We start from the raw sequence: 19,537 nt of genomic DNA on the forward strand, positions 1-19,537 counted from the left end.
CGAGGATGACAAATTTTCCGTTTTACTTTCCTCGTCATTCCCGCGCAGGCGGGAATCCATTATTTTTCACTCCTCTCTTCTTCATAGGGTAACACTATGTCCAATGTTCCTCAGGTTAAAATTCCCGCCACCTATATCCGGGGTGGCACGAGTAAAGGTGTATTTTTCAGGCAACAAGACCTGCCTGCGTCGGCTCAGGTTCCTGGTCCGTCGAGAGATGCATTGTTGTTGAGAGTGATTGGCAGCCCAGACCCTTATGGTAAGCAGACCGATGGGATGGGGGGCGCAACTTCAAGTACGAGCAAAACGGTTATTCTGGCGAAAAGCAGTCAACCTGATCATGATGTTGACTATTTATTCGGCCAGGTATCGATTGATAAACCGTTTGTTGACTGGAGTGGTAACTGCGGAAATTTGTCAGCGGCCGTTGGCTCGTTTGCAGTAAGTGGTGGTTTGGTTGATGAAAGCCGAATCCCCCGGAACGGCGTTGCCATAGTCCGAATATGGCAAGCCAACATTGGTAAAACCATCATTGCTCATGTGCCGATGACCGACGGAGAGGTTCAGGAAACCGGCGATTTTGAGCTTGATGGTGTGACATTCCCCGCCGCAGAAGTTCAGGTTGAGTTTCTTGACCCGGCAGACGGGGAGGGGGCAATGTTTCCAACAGGTAACCTTGTTGATGATCTCGAAGTCCCGGGAGTGGGAACTCTAAAGGCGACGATGATTAATGCAGGAATCCCCACGATATTCGTGAATGCCGAGGATATTGGTTATACCGGCACAGAGCTGCAGGATGCGATTAACGGCGACGAGCAGGCACTGGCCAAGTTTGAAACTATTCGCGCTCATGGGGCTGTTCGTATGGGGTTGATTGATCATATCGATGATGCTGCAACACGTCAGCATACGCCTAAAGTGGCGTTTGTTTCGCCACCGGCAGAATATGTGTCATCCAGTGGCAAGCAAGTCAGTGTTAAAGATGTTGACCTGCTGGTACGGGCGCTCTCGATGGGCAAGCTTCATCATGCCATGATGGGAACCGCTGCCGTGGCTATCGGCACTGCTGCGGCTATACCCGGCACTTTGGTTAATCTCGCTGCGGGCGGTGGTGGACGCACTGCCGTGCGTTTTGGCCACCCATCCGGCACCTTGCGTGTGGGCGCTGAAGCGGTTGAGCAAAACGGCGAGTGGAGTGTGACCAAAGCCGTTATGAGCAGAAGTGCCCGAGTATTGATGGAAGGCTGGGTGCGTGTGCCGGGCGATTCGTTTTAATTAAAAATTATGGCCTCCAAGCATCCCAAATTGGCTGTGACAAGCCGTTTGAGATGCTTGGGGTATATGTTAGGTTGCGTTCAGGCTTAGTTCTTTGGGCTCAGTTGTCCAGCTCAGGCTATTTTAAAATAGCCAATGGTTTGATGTAACTTCTGAGCGATGCTGGCTAACTGCTCGCTACTAGAAGAGGACTCATTTGCCGCGCCTACATTATTGCCTGTCATTTCACTGATTCTGGTGCCATTCTGGTTCACCTCTTCTGTGACCGCGCTTTGTTCTTCAGATGCGCTAGTTATTTTTGAATATCTGGATCACTCTCTATTTGTACAGTTTCAAGTCGTCGTGTTGCGCCAGCCAGTTGACTATTGATTTTGTCATCCAATGAATTAAAAAATTCTATCTCGCTGTCTATTTTTGCAATTTAATGGCTGATGACACGAGTGTGAACAGGGCTGCGTTCCTGCATCGTGTTTATCAGCCTCACCTCATATAAATATTGCGCATGGCTTTTTTAGGGTATATAAAACGTCTTATCAGTGTGCCACGTCTCGCGTCTTTTACTAAGGAACCGCTCAATGACCGACGATATATTGATTGATGATCCTGAACACAAGCTCAATCTTCGACATCTGAAAATCGATGATTTTCCAGACTTAAAAAAATTAATGGATAGAGTTTATCCGGGGTTGGGTGGCTGCTGGCCAGAGAAGATTGTTCGCTCGCAGTTAAACGTATTTCCTGATGGGCAGATATGTATCGAAGATCATGGTGTGGTGGTGGCGGCTGCTTTTACCGTGATTGTTGATTATGACAAGTTCGGTGACCAGCACACCTATGATGAAATAACCGGTAACGCTTACCTAACGACTCACGACCCAAAAGGTGACGTGTTATATGGTGTCGATATTTTTGTATCACCTGACTATCGCGGAATGCGTCTGGGGCGAAGGCTCTATGAAGCACGTAAAGAGCTGTGTCAGAACTTAAACCTGAAAGCGATTATCGCGGGTGGTCGAATCCCCAATTACAAAGACTATGCAAACACCTTAACCCCTCAAGCGTATATTGAGCAGGTTAAACGAAAAGATATATACGATCCGATTCTTACCTTTCAGCTATCAAACGATTTTGACGTAAAACGAGTACTTAAGAACTACTTGCCTGAAGATAAAGAATCACATGGCTATGCAACATTATTGGAATGGACCAACCTCTATTACGACCCTGAAAAATCAGCGCTGATTGGTGCCACACCAACCACTGCGCGTATTGGTTGCATCCAGTGGCAGATGCGGCCATTTAGCTCTGTTGAAGATCTTATTCAGCAGGTCGAGTTTTTTATCGATGCATTGTCTGATTATCAGTGCGATATGGCGCTATTTCCAGAGTTTTTTAACGCGCCATTAATGGGAATAGAAAACCACCAAAGCTCAATAGATTCTATTAAAGCTTTGGCGGAGTATAGTGTTGAAATTGTAGAGGCCATTTCAAGATTAGCAGTCTCATACAATATTAACGTCATTGCGGGCTCCATTCCTATTATCGAAGATGGCGAACTGTTAAACATTGCCTACTTATGCCGCCGTGACGGAACGGTAGATTCTCAATATAAGATTCACCCGACACCTCATGAAAAGCGCGCCTGGATTATGCAAGGCGGCAACGACCTCAAGGTGTTCGATACCGACTTCGGTAAAATCGGGATTTTGATCTGCTACGATGTTGAGTTTCCTGAGTTGGCGCGTCTTCAATCTGAGCAGGGAATGCAGATACTCTTTGTGCCGTTCTGGACGGATACCAAAAACGGTTACCTTCGAGTCCGTTGTTGTGCTCAGGCGCGGGCCATCGAGAATGAGTGCTATGTTGCTATCGCCGGAAGCGTAGGCAACCTACCCAAAGTGGATGGGGCAGATATCCAGTACGCTCAATCTGCGGTATTTTCTCCTTCGGACTTTTCGTTTCCGCACGATGCCATCATGGCAGAGACAACGCCTAATACAGAAATGACGCTGATTGTAGATTTAGATCTTGAGAAGTTGAATAAGCTGCAAAATGAGGGCTCTGTAAGGAACTTTCTGGATCGTCGGCGGGACCTATACAAAATTGAATGGCTAAGAAAGTAAGGGGAGCGGTGCCCGTTATTGGGGCACCAAACGCATGATCTTACCGCTATCGGTTGAGAAGTAAATCCAACCTTCGGGGCTTTGGGCTAGTGCTCTGATACGTTCGTTTAAATCACTCAGCAGCCGTTCTTCAGCGACCGCCTGACCTGCACGGTTTAGTTTGACCCTATTCAAGTGTTGCAGCTTCAGTGCGCCTGAGAACAAGTCACCCCGCCAGCCGGGAAAGGCGGTACCGGTATATAAGAGTAAACTGCCAGGCGCAATTGAGGGGATGTAATATTTGACGGGTTGCTCCATCCCCTCTTTTGAGGTCGCTTCGCCAACATCGAATGGCCCCCAGTACTCCTTGCCATAAGAGATAACCGGCCAGCCATAGTTTTTTCCTGCCTGAATCAGATTAATTTCGTCTCCGCCTCTCGGCCCGTGCTCAATTAACCAAAGGCGTTTTTTTTCAGCGTCATAAACGAGCCCCTGTGGGTTTCTGTGACCATAGCTCCATATCTCGGGCAGGGCATCATTGCGTCCAACAAAGGGGTTGTCGTTAGGCACGCTGCCATCTTCATTCAGCCTTAGAACACTACCAGAATGAGTCAATAAGTTTTGTCCATTAGGGCGTTCACCTCGATCACCCACGGTAAAAAAAAGATGACCTTGGTGATCGAACGCAATACGACTGCCAAAGTGACGGGTCGTGTCGGTGGCGGACTTTGTTATCAGCAAGTCCTTCCACGCTACTAACGAACCCTTGTTATATTTGGCCCGGGCGAGGGTTGTCATGCCTTGTTTGTTGACAGGTTTACTATACGTGAAGTAGATCCAGTCTCCGCTGCTGTAACCAGGGGGAAGCGCGATATCCAGCAACCCGCCTTGGCCTTCTGCAAATACGGCTGGAATACCGGCGATATTTTGAAGTTCTCCTGAAACGGTATTTAGCCTTTTTAGCCTGCCGTTGCGTTCAGTAATGAGCATGTGTTGATGATCAATAAACACCATACCCCATGGAATAGATAACCCTTTAGCGACAGCCTCTACTCGATAACGCTCCTCGCTAGCATTGTTTGCCGCGAGTGCTTTGTTAAACGTATTGAGTGAGCAAATAAGCAACAAACACAATAAACAATAGCCCGCATACTTTGTCATATTGATACTCTCTAAAGAGGCTTGGTTCAGTGGTAAATACTCAGAATGTAGTAAAAGTATAGGGCATCCCTTTGTGCTTCACTAGTCGTTTGCTTAAGGTCAGCGTCACAAGTCGAGCACCGCTGAGCTGGGCGGTGACCCGGTAGGCTTGGACGTAAGTGGTTATTGCGACTATCTTCTATTATGTGTCATTAAACGGTGAAAAAGGAGGTGTTAAATGGACGTTAGATATTACATATATGAAGATATTGATTTTGATGTAGGCCCAGGTGAAACATTCGACTACCGGGCAAATTGTCGAAACCCTGGAGAAGTGCCTATTGGTGGTGGGGCTCAGATAATTGTCGCAAATGACGATGATAGCTATAAAAAAGGGCTGGTGCTCTGTGAGAGTTATCCATATTTGCTAAGTGGAAGCGAGGGATGGGTTATAAGATACCAAAACGTTTCACAGTCCAACGTGTGCGGTATGTTCAGGGTGTATCTTGTCTGCCAGACTGGTGCGACTTATCAGTCTGATATCGTGGGGTAGCTACAGCGTATACAAAAAAAGGGGGCTCTATAACAACGGTTCTAATGGCTTGACGGCCTCTTTTGGAATCTGGATAAGGTCCTTCAAGGGCACTATCCAGGTTCCATACCGGTGAATAAGTTAAGCGAGTAGCGTGTTGGTCTGATTAGCTACTTAGTCGGCTTAACAGGGTTCGTTGCATTTATGGTTCTATCCGCGGCCGTTATTTTCGTTATTCCATTTAATGCATTCTTCAAGTGTTATGCCGCTGCCACCAAAAATATCTAAAGCACTGCCGATGGTTAAATCTACGTTACCGTCAGATAGCTGCTGAACCTTTTCAAGGTCTGCAATGTTGCGCGCTCCGCCAGCATAAACGGTAGGGATTGTCACTGTGCGTCCTAACAACGTAACAAGTTCGCTATCGATTCCACCTTGCAAGCCTTCAACATCAGCGGCGTGAATCAAAAATTCATCGCAGTGGGAGGCAAGTTTTAATAAGGTTTCTTCGTTAACTTCAGTATTAGTAACGGTTTGCCAGCGGTTGGTGGCGATAAACCAGCTATCGTCTTTTTTACGGCAACTTAAATCGAGCACCAAGTGTTGTTTTCCAACTTCGGCTTTAATGCGCTCTAAGCGCTGCCATGAGAACTGATTATTCTCAAATAAATAAGAGGTCACAATGATATGACTCGCACCAGCATCAAGGTATGAGACTGCATTTTCCGCATTAATACCACCGCCAACTTGCAGTCCGCCTGGCCAGGTATTCAATGCCAATTTCACTTGCGCCTGATTGCCTTCGCCTAAAGCAATGACATGGCCACCGGTTAAGTTATGGTCGCGGTATAGTTTTGCGTAATACGCGGCATCGTATTCACTGACATAGTTTGTTTGCGCGCCACTGGCGCTTAAGCTGCCACCAACGATTTGTTTAACTTTGCCTTGGTGCAAGTCGATACAGGGGCGAAATTGTGTCACGGGGCTCTCCGGTAAATATCTGTGCGGGTATTATGCCTCGTAAGAAAAGAGTTCCCAATAAGCAATTTCAATTTTAAGAGAATATTTAGTTGATGCTGCCTGGTGTTTAAGCGGTATTCAGTAATCGTCGTTTAATGCATTGCGCGTTGCAAAAATGTCGATGTTTTTTACGCAGATAAATATTCCTTTTTCTAACACTTTGTAAGTACGACAAAAAAATATTGGTATAGTTATTGTATGTTGAATCGCGGTTATCTTAGCCATTAATCTAAACCAATGGATGGAGAGTTATAATGAAGAAATCGTTACAACTATTAGTAGGGCTATTCGCAAGTTTTGGCGCTATTCAAGCTAGCGCCATACCTGTTTATTTGAACCAAGATAATATATCTGTGCAAGTAGGTGCTGGCACCACTGCTACAACTTCGAACAATACGTTTTTCGGAGGCAACACCATAGATAAAGTTATTGACGCCCCAAGTGCAGGCGCGGCAGAGATCCACAGTCAAGCCTCGCATATCTGGTATTCGGGCGGCGGCTTAGAGTTGCTTTTTGACTTCGGCACTCAATATGATTTGTCTACGTTACATTTTTGGAACTACCATGGAGAGTCATACGACGTCGATAAAATTGATTTTACGTTTTTTGATTCCACAAGCACGCAAGTAGGTGCCCTTTCGTTAATGCCAGATCTTGGCTCTTCACCTAGTATATACGCGCAAGATATAGCACTGGCTGCTCCGCTAAACGTGCAGTATGTGACGGCGTTTTTGTCGGGAACCAATGGCCAGGTGGATTTCCAGAATATTGGTTTTACCGCAGACTTATCGACGGATCGTTGTCTGACCAACCCCAGCGACCCTATTTGTGATCCAGGTGGACCATCTTCATCAGTACCGGAGCCGAGCTCGTTAATGCTGTTTGGGCTTGCCGCCCTTGTACTGGGTAGGAGAAGATCAAACTAGCTAGCCCATAACTAAAGCCCGCTAGTTTTCTCGTGGGCTTGAACGTCTAAGTCTGTAGAAGAAACAAGGCCCTCAAAGGGCCTTGTTTTGGGTAAGCACATTAATCGTTAAAGTTTCCAACTTAAAGGTGCAGGTTTCGAACTTGATGTGTTGTTATCAGGCGCTTCTTGGCAAGTGTTACTTACCAATCAAGCTCTGTCCGCACACTCTTAAAACATTACCATTCACGCCTTGAGAAGCCGGGCTTGAGAAGAAGGCGATGGCTTCTGCGACATCTTCTGGTTGGCCGCCTTGATTAAGCGAGTTCATGCGTCTGCCAGCCTCTCTAATCATAAATGGAATCGCTGCGGTCATTTGCGTTTCAATAAACCCTGGAGCTACGGCATTAATCGTTATACCGCCCTTGAGTTGCTTGCTTAAGGATTCAACATAACCAATGACACCGGATTTTGAAGCCGCATAGTTGCTTTGCCCAACATTACCGGCGATACCGCTGATTGATGAGACGCAGACAATACGCGCGTTTTTGTTAAATACTTCGTTGGCAAAGAGTGCGTCGTTAATACGTTCTTCTGATGATAAGTTTATATCGATCAGTAGATCCCAGAAGTGATCAGGCATTCTGCCGAGGGTCTTATCCCGTGTGATACCGGCGTTGTGAACGACGATATCCAGCCCACCAAACTTCTCTTTAAAGTATGATGAAATAACCTCTGGCGCGTTGGGCTCAGTAATATCAAGCGCCAACGTATTGCCACCAATGCTGGTTGCGACAGATTCCAGCGCTTCTTTGGCTTGAGGGACGTCCAGGCAGACCACGTGCGCACCGTCTCGGGCGAGTGTTTTGGCGATGGCTTCACCAATACCGCGTGATGCGCCAGTAACCAATGCTACTTTGCCATTAAGCGGCGCGTTCCAGTCCAGCGCAGATTTGGGCTTTGCTGCCTTTGAAACCGATATTGCCTGGCCTGATACATAGGCAGAACGAGGTGACAGGAAGAAGCGAAGAGGTGACTCAATTTGATTTTCTGAACCCGGTGTTGCGTAAATCACCTGGGCAGTAACGCCTTTTTTACCGGTCTCTTTTGCAACACTGCGGATAAAGCCTTCCAATGCTTTTTGCGAAGCGGCCATCGCAGGCGTCGCGCACGCAGAAGGCTCGGTGCCGATGATAACAACACGGCCACATTTGCCTACGTTACGAATGACTGGGTGAAAGAACTCATAAACCGCTTTAAGATCTTCTGTTGTTGTAATACCGGTGGCATCAAATACCAGCGCTTTAAAGCGTCTTTTGGCATCGATAGCATCTGCTTTCAGTGGCGATATTTTGGTCTTGGATTTCATCTCACCGGCAGGCACTAATGTCTTTTGATCAAGCGCGAACAGGCTGGCAGTGCTGGCGCCCAAAACGGAACAGATTGTTTCAATTGCTTTTCCACCCGGCGCGGCGCTGACGAGCACTTCACCCTCAAGAAAAGGGGCATTTGGACGGTTGTGCCTTTCCAGAACAACAGGGGCGGGTAAATTAAGTGCGCTAACGACAGAGCGACCTACAGGAGAGTTTGAAACTTTATGGTACAAGTCGGACATACTGTATCCCTTTAATTGAATGGCCCCCTGACGTCGATCTAAATATGGACTCAGGGTAGAAAAAACTGAATTTAGGCTTCCATTGTGGCGTCTATCTAATCAAAATAAAACAGTTGTTTGATTGACCGAGTGCAAACTGCTTATTGTCAGTTGCGCCAATGCCATAGATTTGAACAGATGTACAGTATCTGACGATACATTATTGCGGATGCAGAGAGCGACAAATGCTATATCTCTCTGCCCATACCATTAGAATAAGGACACATGTAATGACTGCGCAAACCGTACGTAAAGTCGCCATTATTGGCGGAAACCGAATTCCTTTTGCCCGCTCTAACACCGTTTATTCCAAACTAGGTAACCAGGAGCTATTAACCGCTGCACTGAGAGGTTTGGTTGACCGTTATAACCTGCAAGGAGAAACGCTAGGTGAAGTGGCAGCAGGTGCGGTTATCAAGCACTCAAGAGACTTTAACCTGGCGCGAGAATGTACGCTAAGCTCAGGCCTTGCCCCTGAAACGCCTGCTTATGATGTTCAACAGGCGTGTGGTACCGGTTTGGAAGCAGCTGTGCTCGTTGCTAACAAAATTGCGCTTGGCCAGATTGAATGTGGTATTGCAGGTGGTTCTGATACCACATCTGATGCGCCGATTGTTCTGAGTGATGGTCTGCGTGAAATCTTGCTGGATCTCAACCGTGCCAAGAGCAATAGCGAGCGATTGAAGATTATTTCTCGTTTCCGCCCAGGCTTTTTGGCGCCATTGGTACCAGAAAATGGTGAACCTCGTACCGGTCTGTCAATGGGGGATCATTGCCAAATTACTGCTCATGAGTGGAATATACCTCGCGAAGAGCAGGATGAGCTAGCATGGAATAGCCACCAAAACCTGAATAAAGCGTATATGGAAGGCTTCTTTGAAGATTTGATGACGCCACTCGCAGGGCTGGAAAAAGATAATGTGCTGCGCCCTGATACCACACTGGAGAAACTCGGCTCGCTAAAACCATGCTTCGACAAAGACCGAGGAACCATGACAGCAGGGAACAGTACCAACCTTACTGACGGTGCATCCTGTGTCCTATTGGCAAGTGAGGAGTGGGCAAAAGAGCGAGGGTTGCCAGTTCGCGCTTATCTAACCTTCTCTGAAGTGGCTGCGGTCGATTTTGTGGATAAAAAAGAAGGATTGCTGATGGCTCCTGCCTATGCGGTGCCAAGAATGCTGGAAAAAGCAGGGCTGACACTTCAGGATTTCGATTTCTACGAAATTCACGAGGCGTTTGCGGCTCAGGTTCTTTCGACACTGAAAGCGTGGGAAGATGAGCAGTTCTGTACAGAAAAACTGGGCCTTAAGAAAGCGCTAGGCGCGATTGACCGCACCAAGTTGAATGTTAAAGGCAGTAGTTTGGCAACAGGTCACCCTTTTGCAGCAACCGGTGGTCGAATTATTTCAACACTGGCTAAATTGCTCGAAGAGAAAGGTTCTGGCCGAGGTTTGATCTCAATCTGCGCAGCAGGCGGGCAGGGTATCACCGCGATTGTTGAGCGATAATATTCTTGCAGCCGTTTTATCGTAAGGCACATTACGGTGCGCAAGCACACCCTATATAGAGGGGCTTCTGAAATTATAGAGGCTCCTCAAATTATAGGGCTTGCGCACTAAACTAAATATCTTTTCTTCTAAGTCTATAGATTATATTTATAGTCCTATATAAATATAATCAATTCGATTTATTGGTTGCCACTCCGTAAACTCTTTATCAATAGATAAGCAAGTTGGCTTTTTAATCTTATACGAGACTTTTGCACGACTACTGCGCTTACAAATACAGCGTTAAAAAATGACCCAAAATGCTCATTTATAGACCATAAACTGCGCTTCTTCGTCATTTTTTGCCTTGTCTTTGATTCGCTCATAACGTCGTGCAATGGTCTCTATACAACGTTTTAATGTTGGGGTGATGAATGAGTAATCCACTAGGCGTGCTATTTTCTTCTTTTTCAAACAAGTCTCTTAATCTTAACAACCGTGTAGCCATGGCGCCGATGACCCGTACGTTTTCACCGGGTTATGTGCCTGGCCCTCATGTGGCGGCTTACTATCGTCGTCGTGCGGAAGCGGGAGTGGGGCTTATTATCACTGAGGGGACAACTGTTCCCCATAAGGCCGCTAATGGCTATGAGCGTGTACCGGCTATGCATGGCGAAGAGGCGCTAGCAGGCTGGAAGCATGTGGTAGATGAAGTTCACGCCGCCGGAGGTCAGATTATCCCTCAAATCTGGCACGTCGGCGCGGTGCGAAAAGCAGGCGTTGGCCCTGATAAGGATGTACCTGGCTACAGCCCTTCGGGACTTTTCAAGCCTGGTAAAGAGAGTGGCATTGCAATGACCCAAGACGACATCAACGATGTTGTTGAGGCGTTTGCACAGGCTGCTCTTAATGCTAAAGAGGCCGGTTTTGATGGCGTCGAAATTCATGGCGCTCACGGTTATTTGATTGACCAGTTTTTTTGGGAAGGCACGAATCAGCGAGACGACCAATACGGTGGATCATTGGAAAACCGAGTCCGTTTTGGTGTTGAGATTGTTAAAGCGGTTCGTGAAGCCGTAGGTGATGATTTCTCAATCGTATTCCGCTTTTCACAGTGGAAACAGCAAGACTATGATGCTCGCCTGGCACAGACACCTGAAGAGCTGGAAAGGTTCTTGACGCCACTAAGTGAAGCAGGGGTGGATATATTTCACGCCAGTACCCGCCGATTCTGGGAGCCAGAATTTGAAGGATCGGACTTAAACCTGGCAGGCTGGACTAAAAAAATCACCGGTAAGCCGACTATTACGGTGGGGAGTGTCGGTTTGGATGGTGACTTTGTGGGTGATGGAAACTTTGACATGCGTAGTTCTGCCAACCCTACGGGCGTAGAGAAGCTGATAGAGCGAATCAATAACGGCGAGTTTGACCTAGTTGCGGTAGGGCGTGCACTGCTGGTTGACCCGGAATGGTTGCAAAAAGTGCAGAACAACGCACTCGATGAGATTAAACCATATACCAAAGATGCGCTGATGACGTTGAGTTAACCGATACTCCTATGCCTACGCCGATTAAGTGAACCGGGCTCAATGAGACCATGTTCACTTAATTCCTCCCTAGATCTCACTATTGTTTATTAATTCCGCTTATTGTGCTGCATCTTTGCTATAGTTCAGTGTAAGAAATACTCGTAACTTACTGACATTTAAACGCAAGCTAAGAATATTATGCAGCCAGATATTTCAGACTCCTTAGAATCCAACCAACAGTCAACTCAGTCTTCTTCCGAATTTACTCGAGATAATCAATACGCTGCCTCTCGAGATAGTCAATTCTATGTCCAACAACTGATTGATGTTTTGCAGAAACGGAATCGTTTTATGGGCGTAATGCTAGCGCTACTGGTTTTGGTTACGATAGCAGCGGCATTTGGCGCATTTAAATTTTATCTTGATAAACAGTCTGCCATTCAGAATATTAGTAGCCTGCAAGATGAAGAAGGGGAGCGTAAGCAAACCATTCAGACTCTCCAACAAAAGTTTGATGACTTGCAGTCGAAGCACAGTGAACTCAAAGAGGTTAACGATAATCGAGAAAAGCAACTTGATGCATCTTCATCAAAGCTGATTACCGCCCAGCAGATGGTCGAGGCGCTGAAAACAAATCTGGATTTGGTCAAGGCTCAAAATAAGCAGCTTGAACATGAGAATACAATTATTCGTTCTGCTCTTGATACCACCGCCGCCGGTAAGGAGAAAACGCTTTCATTAATTGACGAGAAAGAGCGGTTGATGAAAAAACAGATGGAACAACTTAAATTCAACCAGCAGCAAAATGTCGCGCTAAAACAAGAGGTTGAAAACCGCAAGAATGCCTTTGAAGCGCTGTCAAAGCGTTATCAAAATATTAAAGGTGATATTTTCTCTTTGGAGCAGACGCTCGACCAATCCAACCAACAGTTGGTTTCTAAAAATAAAGAGTTAAAACGTTTGCAGACCCAGTCGGTTAAACAACAGAGTGAAATTAATCGCCTGAAAAAAGAGTATGAATCACTGAAAGCAAGCCTTCGCAGCGCAGTTCAGCCTATTGCGCCAGTGACTAGCCCTGCTACAAATAAGGTTTCGAAAACGGTTACTCCCCCTGTGTCAGGGTCTTCATTGACAACAAAACCGATAAAAAAAGAACAGCCGCAAGAGGCTACAGAGTCACCTAATCAGCCGAAAAAAGTAGCCCCGTTAACATCGGGAAACAGTAATACATTGGATATCCCCGATCAGGTCATTATTGACCTGAATTAGTGCTAAGGAGAACACTAGACATGGCAAAGACAGTATTTATCACCGGAGCAAGCTCAGGCCTGGGTGAAGGCATGGCAAGAGAGTTTGCAAAACGAGGTTATAACCTAATATTGGCGGCTCGTCGAAAAGAGTCTCTTGATCAATTGGCGGCAGAGTTGGCAAAAAAATCTCCCGCGCTACGCATCGATACCATTAAGTTGGATGTCACTGACGTTGCAGCGGTGCAGAAGTCGATCCCTGAACTGGCCAAAACCGTCGGAAAACTGGATATCGTTGTTGCCAATGCAGGCGTTGCTGGCGGCGGCGCGATTGGAAGCGACAAGTTTGATGAAGATGCAGCGATTGTTCAAACGAATATTTTAGGGGCCATGGCCACGATCGATTCCGCAGTCAAACTCTTCAAGCAGCAAGGCAGCGGGCAAATTGTTGGTATCGCCTCGGTAGCCGGTTTTAGGGGCTTGCCGGGCGCAAGTGTCTATTGCGCATCAAAAGCCGCTATCGCAACGTACATGGATGCGTTGCAGTTAGAACTGCATAAATCCCCGATTGATGTAACCTGTTTATACCCGGGCTATATTGATACGCCGATCAACAACAAGATGAAGAGCCGCCCATTTTTGATTGATGTAGAAAAAGGCTCTCGAATTCTGGTTGATCTCATCGAAAAGAAAGTTAAGAAGTCTACGGTTCCTGTATATCCGTGGAATGTTGTGGGGCAACTCTTAAAAGTGATTCCGCAATCGCTCTTGGCTGGACGGGTGTAGTTTTCCCTGTACCGGCTTACACGCATTAAGTTACTTAAATAGATACCTTTTGCACGACGACTACTGGGCTCACAAAGGTCTCAAAAAATTGCAGTAAACGCTTATCGTCAATGATAGTTATACTGACTGAGAAACGCCATAAACGCTGCATCGGGCCTTGAAGGGCTCACCAGGAAGCCTTGAATATATTCACAGCTGCATTGCTGCAAAAACAATCGTTGATCCTGATTTTCGACGCCTTCGGCAATCACTTTGAGTTTAAGGCTTTGCGCTAACGATATTATCGCGAGGGTAATGGCAGTATCGTTGGTGTCGTGCAACATGTCATCAATGAACGAGCGGTCAATTTTAAGATTATCAACCGGAAGCTTGCTCAGATACGAAAGTGACGAGTAGCCCGTGCCAAAATCATCAATCGAAACCCTTGAGCCAAGCTGCTTCAGCGCATTGAGTGTTTGAATGCAGCGCTCCATCTCATTCATTAATGTATTTTCTGTTACTTCAAAACAAATGGATTTTGCGGGCACTTGGTATTGATTTAAATACGCTTTAATTTTTTCCAATAGATAATTTTGTCTTAGTATTGCCGGTGATAGATTTACCGCGACGGAGAAGTCGTCATCAAACTGATGGCGAGATTTAGCGATAAACTGGCATACCGATTCGATGACAAACAGACTTAACGGGAAAATAAGCCCTGTGCTTTCGGCGATAGGGATAAACTCGGCGGGAGAGATTTTTCCAAGCTCCGGATGGCTCCATCTTATCAATGCTTCTGCTCCGACTATTTTATCGCTGTTCAAGTCAACAACAGGCTGATACTCAACGTGCAGCTGGTTCTTTTTCAGCGCTAACCTTAATGCATTGGCCAGTGTATGCTTACGGGCAACAACCGCGTTGATTCTTTCCTCATAAAAATAGTAAGCATTTTTACCTCGCTCTTTAGCCTGGTACATTGCGCTGTCCGCAGCTTTCATCAGCTCGACAGATGTGCTGGCATCGTCAGGGTATACCGCGATGCCAATGCTGGCAGATGCAGTGATCACGTTATCCATGATGTTGAAATCCTGAGCGACGGCTGAAATACACTTTTCGGCGACATTGGCCAAGTCAGTTTTTGAGCTGAAGTCTGTCAGAATAACGACAAATTCATCTCCGCCCAGTCGGGCCAGGGTATCTCCCTGCCTAAGCGCATTACCAAGGTTTCGACTCACTTCTATTAATAGAATATCGCCGGCGTTGTGACCTAGAAAATCGTTCACATCCTTGAAGTTATCGAGATCGATAAACATCAGAGCAACTTTGTTTTCATGCCGACCTTCCTTGGCGATGGCTTGCGTCAGGCGGTCAAGGCAAAGTGCTCTATTTGGTAGCCTTGTTAGCGAGTCGTAGTTTGCCAGGGTGTGCATTTCCTTGATTGCATTATTCCGCTCAGTCAGTCGTTGTTCCATTGCTTCGAGCATTTTGTTGAATGAAAGGCTTAAGCTTCCTATCTCATCCTGGCTCTTAACTTGAACGCGGAAATCATAATTCTCTTCACTGCAGACCTGCTTGGTCGCGGCTTCAAGATCCAGAATTGGCTGCGAGATATATGACTGTAGGCGTTTGGCAAGGAAGTAACTAAAGGCGATAGAGAGCAGGGTAAAGACCAGCGCCCAATATACAAAAATTCGAACGCTTTGATAAAATGGCAACGTGGATATTTTAAAAACGACCATGCCGAGCTTTTCACCTGAAACGTCGAGCATGGGCTGAGTCACCCAGAGCCACTGGTTTTCCCATATGCTGCCTGATGCCTGGCAGACGGTTGCATCATCAATTTTTCCTCCCCCTGCATTCACCTGGATTATTTTTGCGGGGTCAAAGTCACAGACTGCGCTGGTGTGGTCGCTTGAAATCAATACGTCACCGAGTATGCGCTCAAGGTCATCGTGGAAGTTAAGTGCGACGGGAACCTGACTATAGCTGGCCACCAATTTGGCTTCCTGCGCCATTCCATCAATTAAGCTGCTCTTGTTTTCGTTATAGTATGAGAGTGTTATACCGGCAAAGCCGAACATAAGCGTAACCGTCGTTACTAGCGTAATGATGAGTGTTAATTTGTTCTTTATCGATAGTGTTCTAAACATAGCGAGATCACTGTACTATTTTTGCGTATCGAAAGAGCTGGGTGCTCACTTGAAACCCTGCGCTATCGAGCGTATTTTTGTTGAGCTCAAAGGCAACGTTATCTCCGCTTTCAAAAAAATTAATATGTACGCCCATTTTCCCGTAGCCCTTTTCCGAGCTGACGGTTAGCACGCCTGATTCGCCAGCACTTTTCAAAATGGGTTCAAATGACTCGCCAGAAGAGGGAACGACATAGGCTAGGTCACATTGGCTTAAATCCTCTGAGTTAATATTGATGATGTTCGCCTTTTTGCCCTTTATCACCTTTCCGGTAAAGATGTCCCTGAACTGCTTGGCCAGCGAGCTTGAGTTGTAGATACAGATATTGAATGTCGTACTGTTATCTCTTCGGTGGCTTTCAGGCCACTTAATCAAGTGGGTAAAGTTCTTTATCAGCGCCGCTTGAACATTAATCGGGGTTACGTTGCTTTTTGCAAAAGTCCGGTTTTTCACATACGTGCTGTTATTGGCATAGGCGCTTTCCGTACAGAACGCATAGATGCAACCTATGACCAGTGCTGCAAGAAGTGAGTGCGACACTGCTCTTGGTTTTGCATTTAACGTAAGCGCTTTCATTTTATGGGTCCAGCCATCTTAACGCTCCCAACCTGGGCATTTGTCTCGGGTGGAAGCGCATGACCCATTCAAGTCACTTGGCTTTCAATGTAGTGAAAAAAACCGTTCAGTAGTGATGGCATTGCTTGAATATCCTCTTGAATTGATTCTCGGCTAAAGTAGTAAACGGCCCTCTGGCCATGATAGTCGGCCAACTCACTCACTTGGTGAAACCTAACCCCCAGCATTGATAGGCTTCTTACCAGCCGGGGCTCGGTGGCTACAAAGATTTGCTTTTTTTGACTGGCTAGGAATAGGGCGCCGGCAGCTAGATAAAGGCTTGGGGCTATGTAAGGAAAGCGGCGTGTTTGCTCAATGTCTTCGTCGCTTACTTTTATACTGTTGGCCAAGCCATCTTTTGATGACTTCTCGCCAGCCCGGCGCCTGAATTCAGACACGACGGCAACTCTTGATATTTCGCATACTTCGCCGGGGTTTATGGTGTTGGGGTCTACCTGATCGCGATATAGGGAATCAGCACAGTGGGTGATGAAGGGGAGAACCAGCTTTTTTTTTGTTTCGGGGAGAGAAATAACCCGAATACACCCCACTTTCTTACCGGATGTTTTATGTGTCAGCAGGCAATGGCTGGAATAGCGGTCAAACTCATCTCGCTCCAAACCTCGGTGGCTGGGCAGTTTAAAACCGAACTCCTTACAATATACGCCATAGCGAATTCGGTAGACCTCCTTTAGGACGTCTGGACTTTCTGCACGCTGAATATCAAAGTACTGCTTAAACCCTTGTATCAGAACGTTATTTGATTCTTCAATCTGGATCGGTGAATCCATGGGATTGTCTCCATGCTCGTTCGGGTCTACGCTTGCATCGTTATTTTAGATTGTTATCTTAGCTATTTTAGATTGTTACCTTAGACTGTTTTTGAGTCTGCTTTTCCTCTTGTCTTCAGTGTTTATATCGCAGGGTCATCGCAGCATCAAATTCAATGTCTGGAACCCCGTTATAACTGTTTGCAAGGGATGGAAGTACGTTATCTCTATCGAATATGTTCCTAATGGCTAGCCCGACTTCCCAGCGCTCCTTAAACGATTTGTTAATAGTGAGGTCTGTTCGAAAGTAGGCTGGAGCTTCATCTTGCGCGAAAGGGGGAAGGGCCTGATCACCGGTATATGCCATATTGTGAAAGCGATTTGTGACAAACAACTCTATCTGTTGTGCAGGCCAGCTATATCCGACGCCTATATTGAAAATGAGTTTAGGAAACACGCTGTTCCATTGATTTGTTTCAGTGTTTTCACTAAAAATATAGGAGGCGCTGGTTTCAAGCAGCCAACGGTCTAGTTGCCCCTTTAGGCTGACTTCGGTACCGCTTGACTCACTCTCGCCCGAATTAACATAGCGTGATGTGAATCCACCCTGATTAAATGGAACCAGAACAATTCGGTCATCCCACTGGTTCTGAAATAGTGTCCACTCCAATTCCCATAGCTCTGCTGTTTTTACTAACCCAAGCTCGATGTTTTGCATTACTTCGGGTTGAAGGCTTGTGGAGCCTTGCGCAAAAGACGAGCCTTTAAGTTCAACTGCTGAGGGCGCTCTAAATGCCTCGCTATAGACCAGTTTAAGTGCAATCTCATCGTCAGGTTGGTAGATCACACCAACGCGGGGGCTGAACTCGTTGCCAAAGGTATCGTAGTGGTCATACCTACCACCCCAAATTGCGCTCCATTGTGTTGCTACTTGTGTATTTGCATCTACCGAAAGCCCAATAATTGACTGGTCGGTGCCACTGTAGTCAACCGAATTTGAGGGTACAACTGCTCCCGTGTTGAGGCTGGTTCGTTTTTGCCTATTGCTGTCTATCCCGGCTTCTTCGTAGCTAGTTTCTAGCGACCAGCGTGTTTTGATTGCTTCAACTTCCTGGCGCAGTATTGCAGATACGCCGCCTCGGGTTTCATCATACTCTGTTGCTTCTAGCAGGGTATCGGTGAAGAACGGGATTAGTACCTCCTGACTGTGCTCCATTTGCCAGTAATAGAGCTTGGCTTCAAAACCGATATCGTATGCCAACGGCTGTTTATAGCCGATGCGGGCCATGCTCAGACGCCCGTCATGACCTCCCCGGTCACGATCAAAGGAAGGAAAAGAAGCGTTGCCACCGCCCTGAAAGTCATCGAAGTCGTTACCTGAATAGTATAGGCTGGCGCTAAACCCTTTATTGTCTTCTGAATTTTGCATCAGGTGCATGACTGCCGTTTGAGAATCCCAATTTAACTCCCGCTCTGCTGAGTGTGTTTGGTTATCAAGCGGCGATACGTAGTCAAAAGCGCTGTCTTGATCACCTTCCTGAGAAGCCGAAAGTGACAGGCCAAACAGCCAGTCATTGCCAAGAAGGTGGCTGGATTGCAGGCTCCCGTGGTAGTAGTCGTTTTGCCCGGCTGATAACTGTGACTGCTTCGTTTCGCTGTTCGGTTTCCAGGTTTTATAGGACACTGCCGAGTGGAATGCGTCACTGCCATAAAGAGTAGAGCTTGGGCCTCTTACCAGCTCAATACGTTCCAGTGTTGATAGCTCAATATTGTCCACCGAAAACACATCGGTGCCAAAGATAAAGCTATTAATGGGTACGTCGTCCAACAGTGTCGCCTTACCTTTTACCGACCCTGTGCCATAGCCGCGAACCTGGATAGAGTCACCGCCAGTGGGAACGGGCAACACCATTACTCCGGGAAGGTGCTGGAAGGCATCGGATGTGCGGCGTGCTCCGCGTTTTTCCCAGTCATCGCGTTTAATAACACTCACGCTGCTGGGGGTTGTCAGAGTAGACTCCGAGAATCGCGACGCCGATGTGATCTGAACCTTGAGAAGCTCTTCGATATCCATTGACCAAAGGTCTTCTGTATCCATCTCATCTGCGTGTGCAAGTGCGACGGACAAGCCGATTAGACAGGTTAAGGTAGTAATATTTCTGTTGATCATAACGAAAACATCACTAAGAATCTCCGGTAAATGCGTACCATTAATCAATATCCTAATGTGAAATAAGCTTAGTCGCCTTTTGGCAATTCACAAGTCATCAAGATGGCCGGAATTCAAGGGCTAGATGGGGTGTT

General features: G+C 46.7%; 16 protein-coding genes. 9 read left to right on the top strand and 7 right to left on the bottom strand.

Going from position 1 to position 19,537, the window contains the following annotated elements:
- Positions 1-96 precede the first annotated feature (96 nt).
- The 3 genes from prpF (at position 97) to MY523_RS03875 (ending at position 3,398) form a co-directional block, all read left to right on the top strand.
- Complete coding sequence (gene prpF, locus MY523_RS03865; protein ID WP_250657492.1) at positions 97-1,275, top strand: 2-methylaconitate cis-trans isomerase PrpF; 1,179 nt, start codon at positions 97-99, stop codon at positions 1,273-1,275.
- 159 nt (positions 1,276-1,434) lie between these two features.
- Complete coding sequence (locus tag MY523_RS03870) at positions 1,435-1,644, top strand: hypothetical protein (RefSeq protein WP_250657493.1); 210 nt, start codon at positions 1,435-1,437, stop codon at positions 1,642-1,644.
- Between the two features lie 206 nt (positions 1,645-1,850).
- Complete coding sequence (locus MY523_RS03875) at positions 1,851-3,398, top strand: bifunctional GNAT family N-acetyltransferase/carbon-nitrogen hydrolase family protein (RefSeq protein ID WP_250657494.1); 1,548 nt, start codon at positions 1,851-1,853, stop codon at positions 3,396-3,398.
- A 15-nt stretch (positions 3,399-3,413) separates the two neighbouring features.
- Here the strand turns inward: MY523_RS03875 and MY523_RS03880 are convergent, their stop codons facing one another.
- Complete coding sequence (locus MY523_RS03880) at positions 3,414-4,538, bottom strand: PQQ-dependent sugar dehydrogenase (protein WP_250657495.1); 1,125 nt, start codon at positions 4,536-4,538, stop codon at positions 3,414-3,416.
- A 217-nt stretch (positions 4,539-4,755) separates the two neighbouring features.
- On the opposite strand from MY523_RS03880, the gene MY523_RS03885 reads away from it, so the two are divergent.
- Positions 4,756-5,070, top strand: coding sequence for a hypothetical protein (locus MY523_RS03885; protein WP_250657496.1), 315 nt, complete (start codon positions 4,756-4,758; stop codon positions 5,068-5,070).
- A gap of 189 nt (positions 5,071-5,259) precedes the next feature.
- On the opposite strand, the gene hisA is transcribed toward MY523_RS03885, so the two are convergent.
- A complete protein-coding gene (gene hisA, locus MY523_RS03890) occupies positions 5,260-6,030 on the bottom strand; it encodes a phosphoribosylformimino-5-aminoimidazole carboxamide ribotide isomerase (protein ID WP_250657497.1) in 771 nt (256 codons plus the stop codon).
- Between the two features lie 293 nt (positions 6,031-6,323).
- Between hisA and MY523_RS03895 the strand changes: the two genes are divergently transcribed.
- Positions 6,324-6,995 (top strand): PEP-CTERM sorting domain-containing protein, encoded by a 672-nt coding sequence (locus MY523_RS03895; RefSeq protein WP_250657498.1) that lies wholly within the window; start codon positions 6,324-6,326, stop codon positions 6,993-6,995.
- 177 nt (positions 6,996-7,172) lie between these two features.
- Here MY523_RS03895 and MY523_RS03900 read toward each other — a convergent pair whose 3' ends face one another.
- Entirely contained in the window at positions 7,173-8,588 is a 1,416-nt protein-coding gene (locus MY523_RS03900; RefSeq protein ID WP_250657499.1) for a 3-oxoacyl-ACP reductase, read from the bottom strand.
- Between the two features lie 269 nt (positions 8,589-8,857).
- On the opposite strand from MY523_RS03900, the gene MY523_RS03905 reads away from it, so the two are divergent.
- From MY523_RS03905 to MY523_RS03920, 4 genes are all read left to right on the top strand, one after another.
- Entirely contained in the window at positions 8,858-10,138 is a 1,281-nt protein-coding gene (locus MY523_RS03905; RefSeq protein WP_250657500.1) for an acetyl-CoA C-acetyltransferase, read from the top strand.
- Between the two features lie 413 nt (positions 10,139-10,551).
- The gene (locus MY523_RS03910) at positions 10,552-11,664 is read left to right on the top strand and encodes an NADH:flavin oxidoreductase (protein ID WP_250657501.1); all 1,113 of its coding nucleotides are present in this window, start codon (positions 10,552-10,554) and stop codon (positions 11,662-11,664) included.
- A gap of 180 nt (positions 11,665-11,844) precedes the next feature.
- The gene (locus MY523_RS03915; RefSeq protein WP_250657502.1) at positions 11,845-12,915 is read left to right on the top strand and encodes a hypothetical protein; all 1,071 of its coding nucleotides are present in this window, start codon (positions 11,845-11,847) and stop codon (positions 12,913-12,915) included.
- Positions 12,916-12,935: 20 nt separating this feature from the next.
- A complete protein-coding gene (locus tag MY523_RS03920; protein ID WP_250657503.1) occupies positions 12,936-13,679 on the top strand; it encodes an SDR family oxidoreductase in 744 nt (247 codons plus the stop codon).
- A 107-nt stretch (positions 13,680-13,786) separates the two neighbouring features.
- Here MY523_RS03920 and MY523_RS03925 read toward each other — a convergent pair whose 3' ends face one another.
- The 4 genes from MY523_RS03925 to MY523_RS03940 form a co-directional block, all read right to left on the bottom strand.
- The gene (locus MY523_RS03925; RefSeq protein WP_250657504.1) at positions 13,787-15,808 is read right to left on the bottom strand and encodes a putative bifunctional diguanylate cyclase/phosphodiesterase; all 2,022 of its coding nucleotides are present in this window, start codon (positions 15,806-15,808) and stop codon (positions 13,787-13,789) included.
- Between the two features lie 7 nt (positions 15,809-15,815).
- Entirely contained in the window at positions 15,816-16,424 is a 609-nt protein-coding gene (locus MY523_RS03930) for a YfiR family protein (RefSeq protein WP_250657505.1), read from the bottom strand.
- Between the two features lie 68 nt (positions 16,425-16,492).
- On the bottom strand, positions 16,493-17,254 hold the full coding sequence (locus MY523_RS03935; protein ID WP_250657506.1) for a PEP-CTERM/exosortase system-associated acyltransferase: 762 nt from the start codon (positions 17,252-17,254) through the stop codon (positions 16,493-16,495).
- Between the two features lie 115 nt (positions 17,255-17,369).
- Entirely contained in the window at positions 17,370-19,403 is a 2,034-nt protein-coding gene (locus MY523_RS03940) for a TonB-dependent receptor plug domain-containing protein (RefSeq protein WP_250657507.1), read from the bottom strand.
- Positions 19,404-19,537 lie beyond the last annotated feature (134 nt).

Source organism: Alkalimarinus coralli (assembly GCF_023650515.1).
In the GTDB taxonomy this organism is placed as follows: domain Bacteria; phylum Pseudomonadota; class Gammaproteobacteria; order Pseudomonadales; family Oleiphilaceae; genus Alkalimarinus; species Alkalimarinus coralli.

Excerpts from the sequence above, each read along its gene's own strand:
- MY523_RS03940 (WP_250657507.1), bottom strand. The coding sequence starts at position 19,403 with ATGATCAACAGAAATATTACTACCTTAACCTGTCTAATCGGCTTGTCC.
- MY523_RS03875 (WP_250657494.1), top strand. The coding sequence starts at position 1,851 with ATGACCGACGATATATTGATTGATGATCCTGAACACAAGCTCAATCTT.
- MY523_RS03900 (WP_250657499.1), bottom strand. The coding sequence starts at position 8,588 with ATGTCCGACTTGTACCATAAAGTTTCAAACTCTCCTGTAGGTCGCTCT.
- MY523_RS03880 (WP_250657495.1), bottom strand. The coding sequence starts at position 4,538 with ATGACAAAGTATGCGGGCTATTGTTTATTGTGTTTGTTGCTTATTTGC.
- MY523_RS03935 (WP_250657506.1), bottom strand. The coding sequence starts at position 17,254 with ATGGATTCACCGATCCAGATTGAAGAATCAAATAACGTTCTGATACAA.
- MY523_RS03905 (WP_250657500.1), top strand. The coding sequence starts at position 8,858 with ATGACTGCGCAAACCGTACGTAAAGTCGCCATTATTGGCGGAAACCGA.
- MY523_RS03925 (WP_250657504.1), bottom strand. The coding sequence starts at position 15,808 with ATGTTTAGAACACTATCGATAAAGAACAAATTAACACTCATCATTACG.
- MY523_RS03920 (WP_250657503.1), top strand. The coding sequence starts at position 12,936 with ATGGCAAAGACAGTATTTATCACCGGAGCAAGCTCAGGCCTGGGTGAA.
- MY523_RS03885 (WP_250657496.1), top strand. The coding sequence starts at position 4,756 with ATGGACGTTAGATATTACATATATGAAGATATTGATTTTGATGTAGGC.
- MY523_RS03870 (WP_250657493.1), top strand. The coding sequence starts at position 1,435 with ATGCTGGCTAACTGCTCGCTACTAGAAGAGGACTCATTTGCCGCGCCT.
- MY523_RS03910 (WP_250657501.1), top strand. The coding sequence starts at position 10,552 with ATGAGTAATCCACTAGGCGTGCTATTTTCTTCTTTTTCAAACAAGTCT.
- prpF (WP_250657492.1), top strand. The coding sequence starts at position 97 with ATGTCCAATGTTCCTCAGGTTAAAATTCCCGCCACCTATATCCGGGGT.
- MY523_RS03930 (WP_250657505.1), bottom strand. The coding sequence starts at position 16,424 with ATGAAAGCGCTTACGTTAAATGCAAAACCAAGAGCAGTGTCGCACTCA.
- MY523_RS03895 (WP_250657498.1), top strand. The coding sequence starts at position 6,324 with ATGAAGAAATCGTTACAACTATTAGTAGGGCTATTCGCAAGTTTTGGC.
- MY523_RS03915 (WP_250657502.1), top strand. The coding sequence starts at position 11,845 with ATGCAGCCAGATATTTCAGACTCCTTAGAATCCAACCAACAGTCAACT.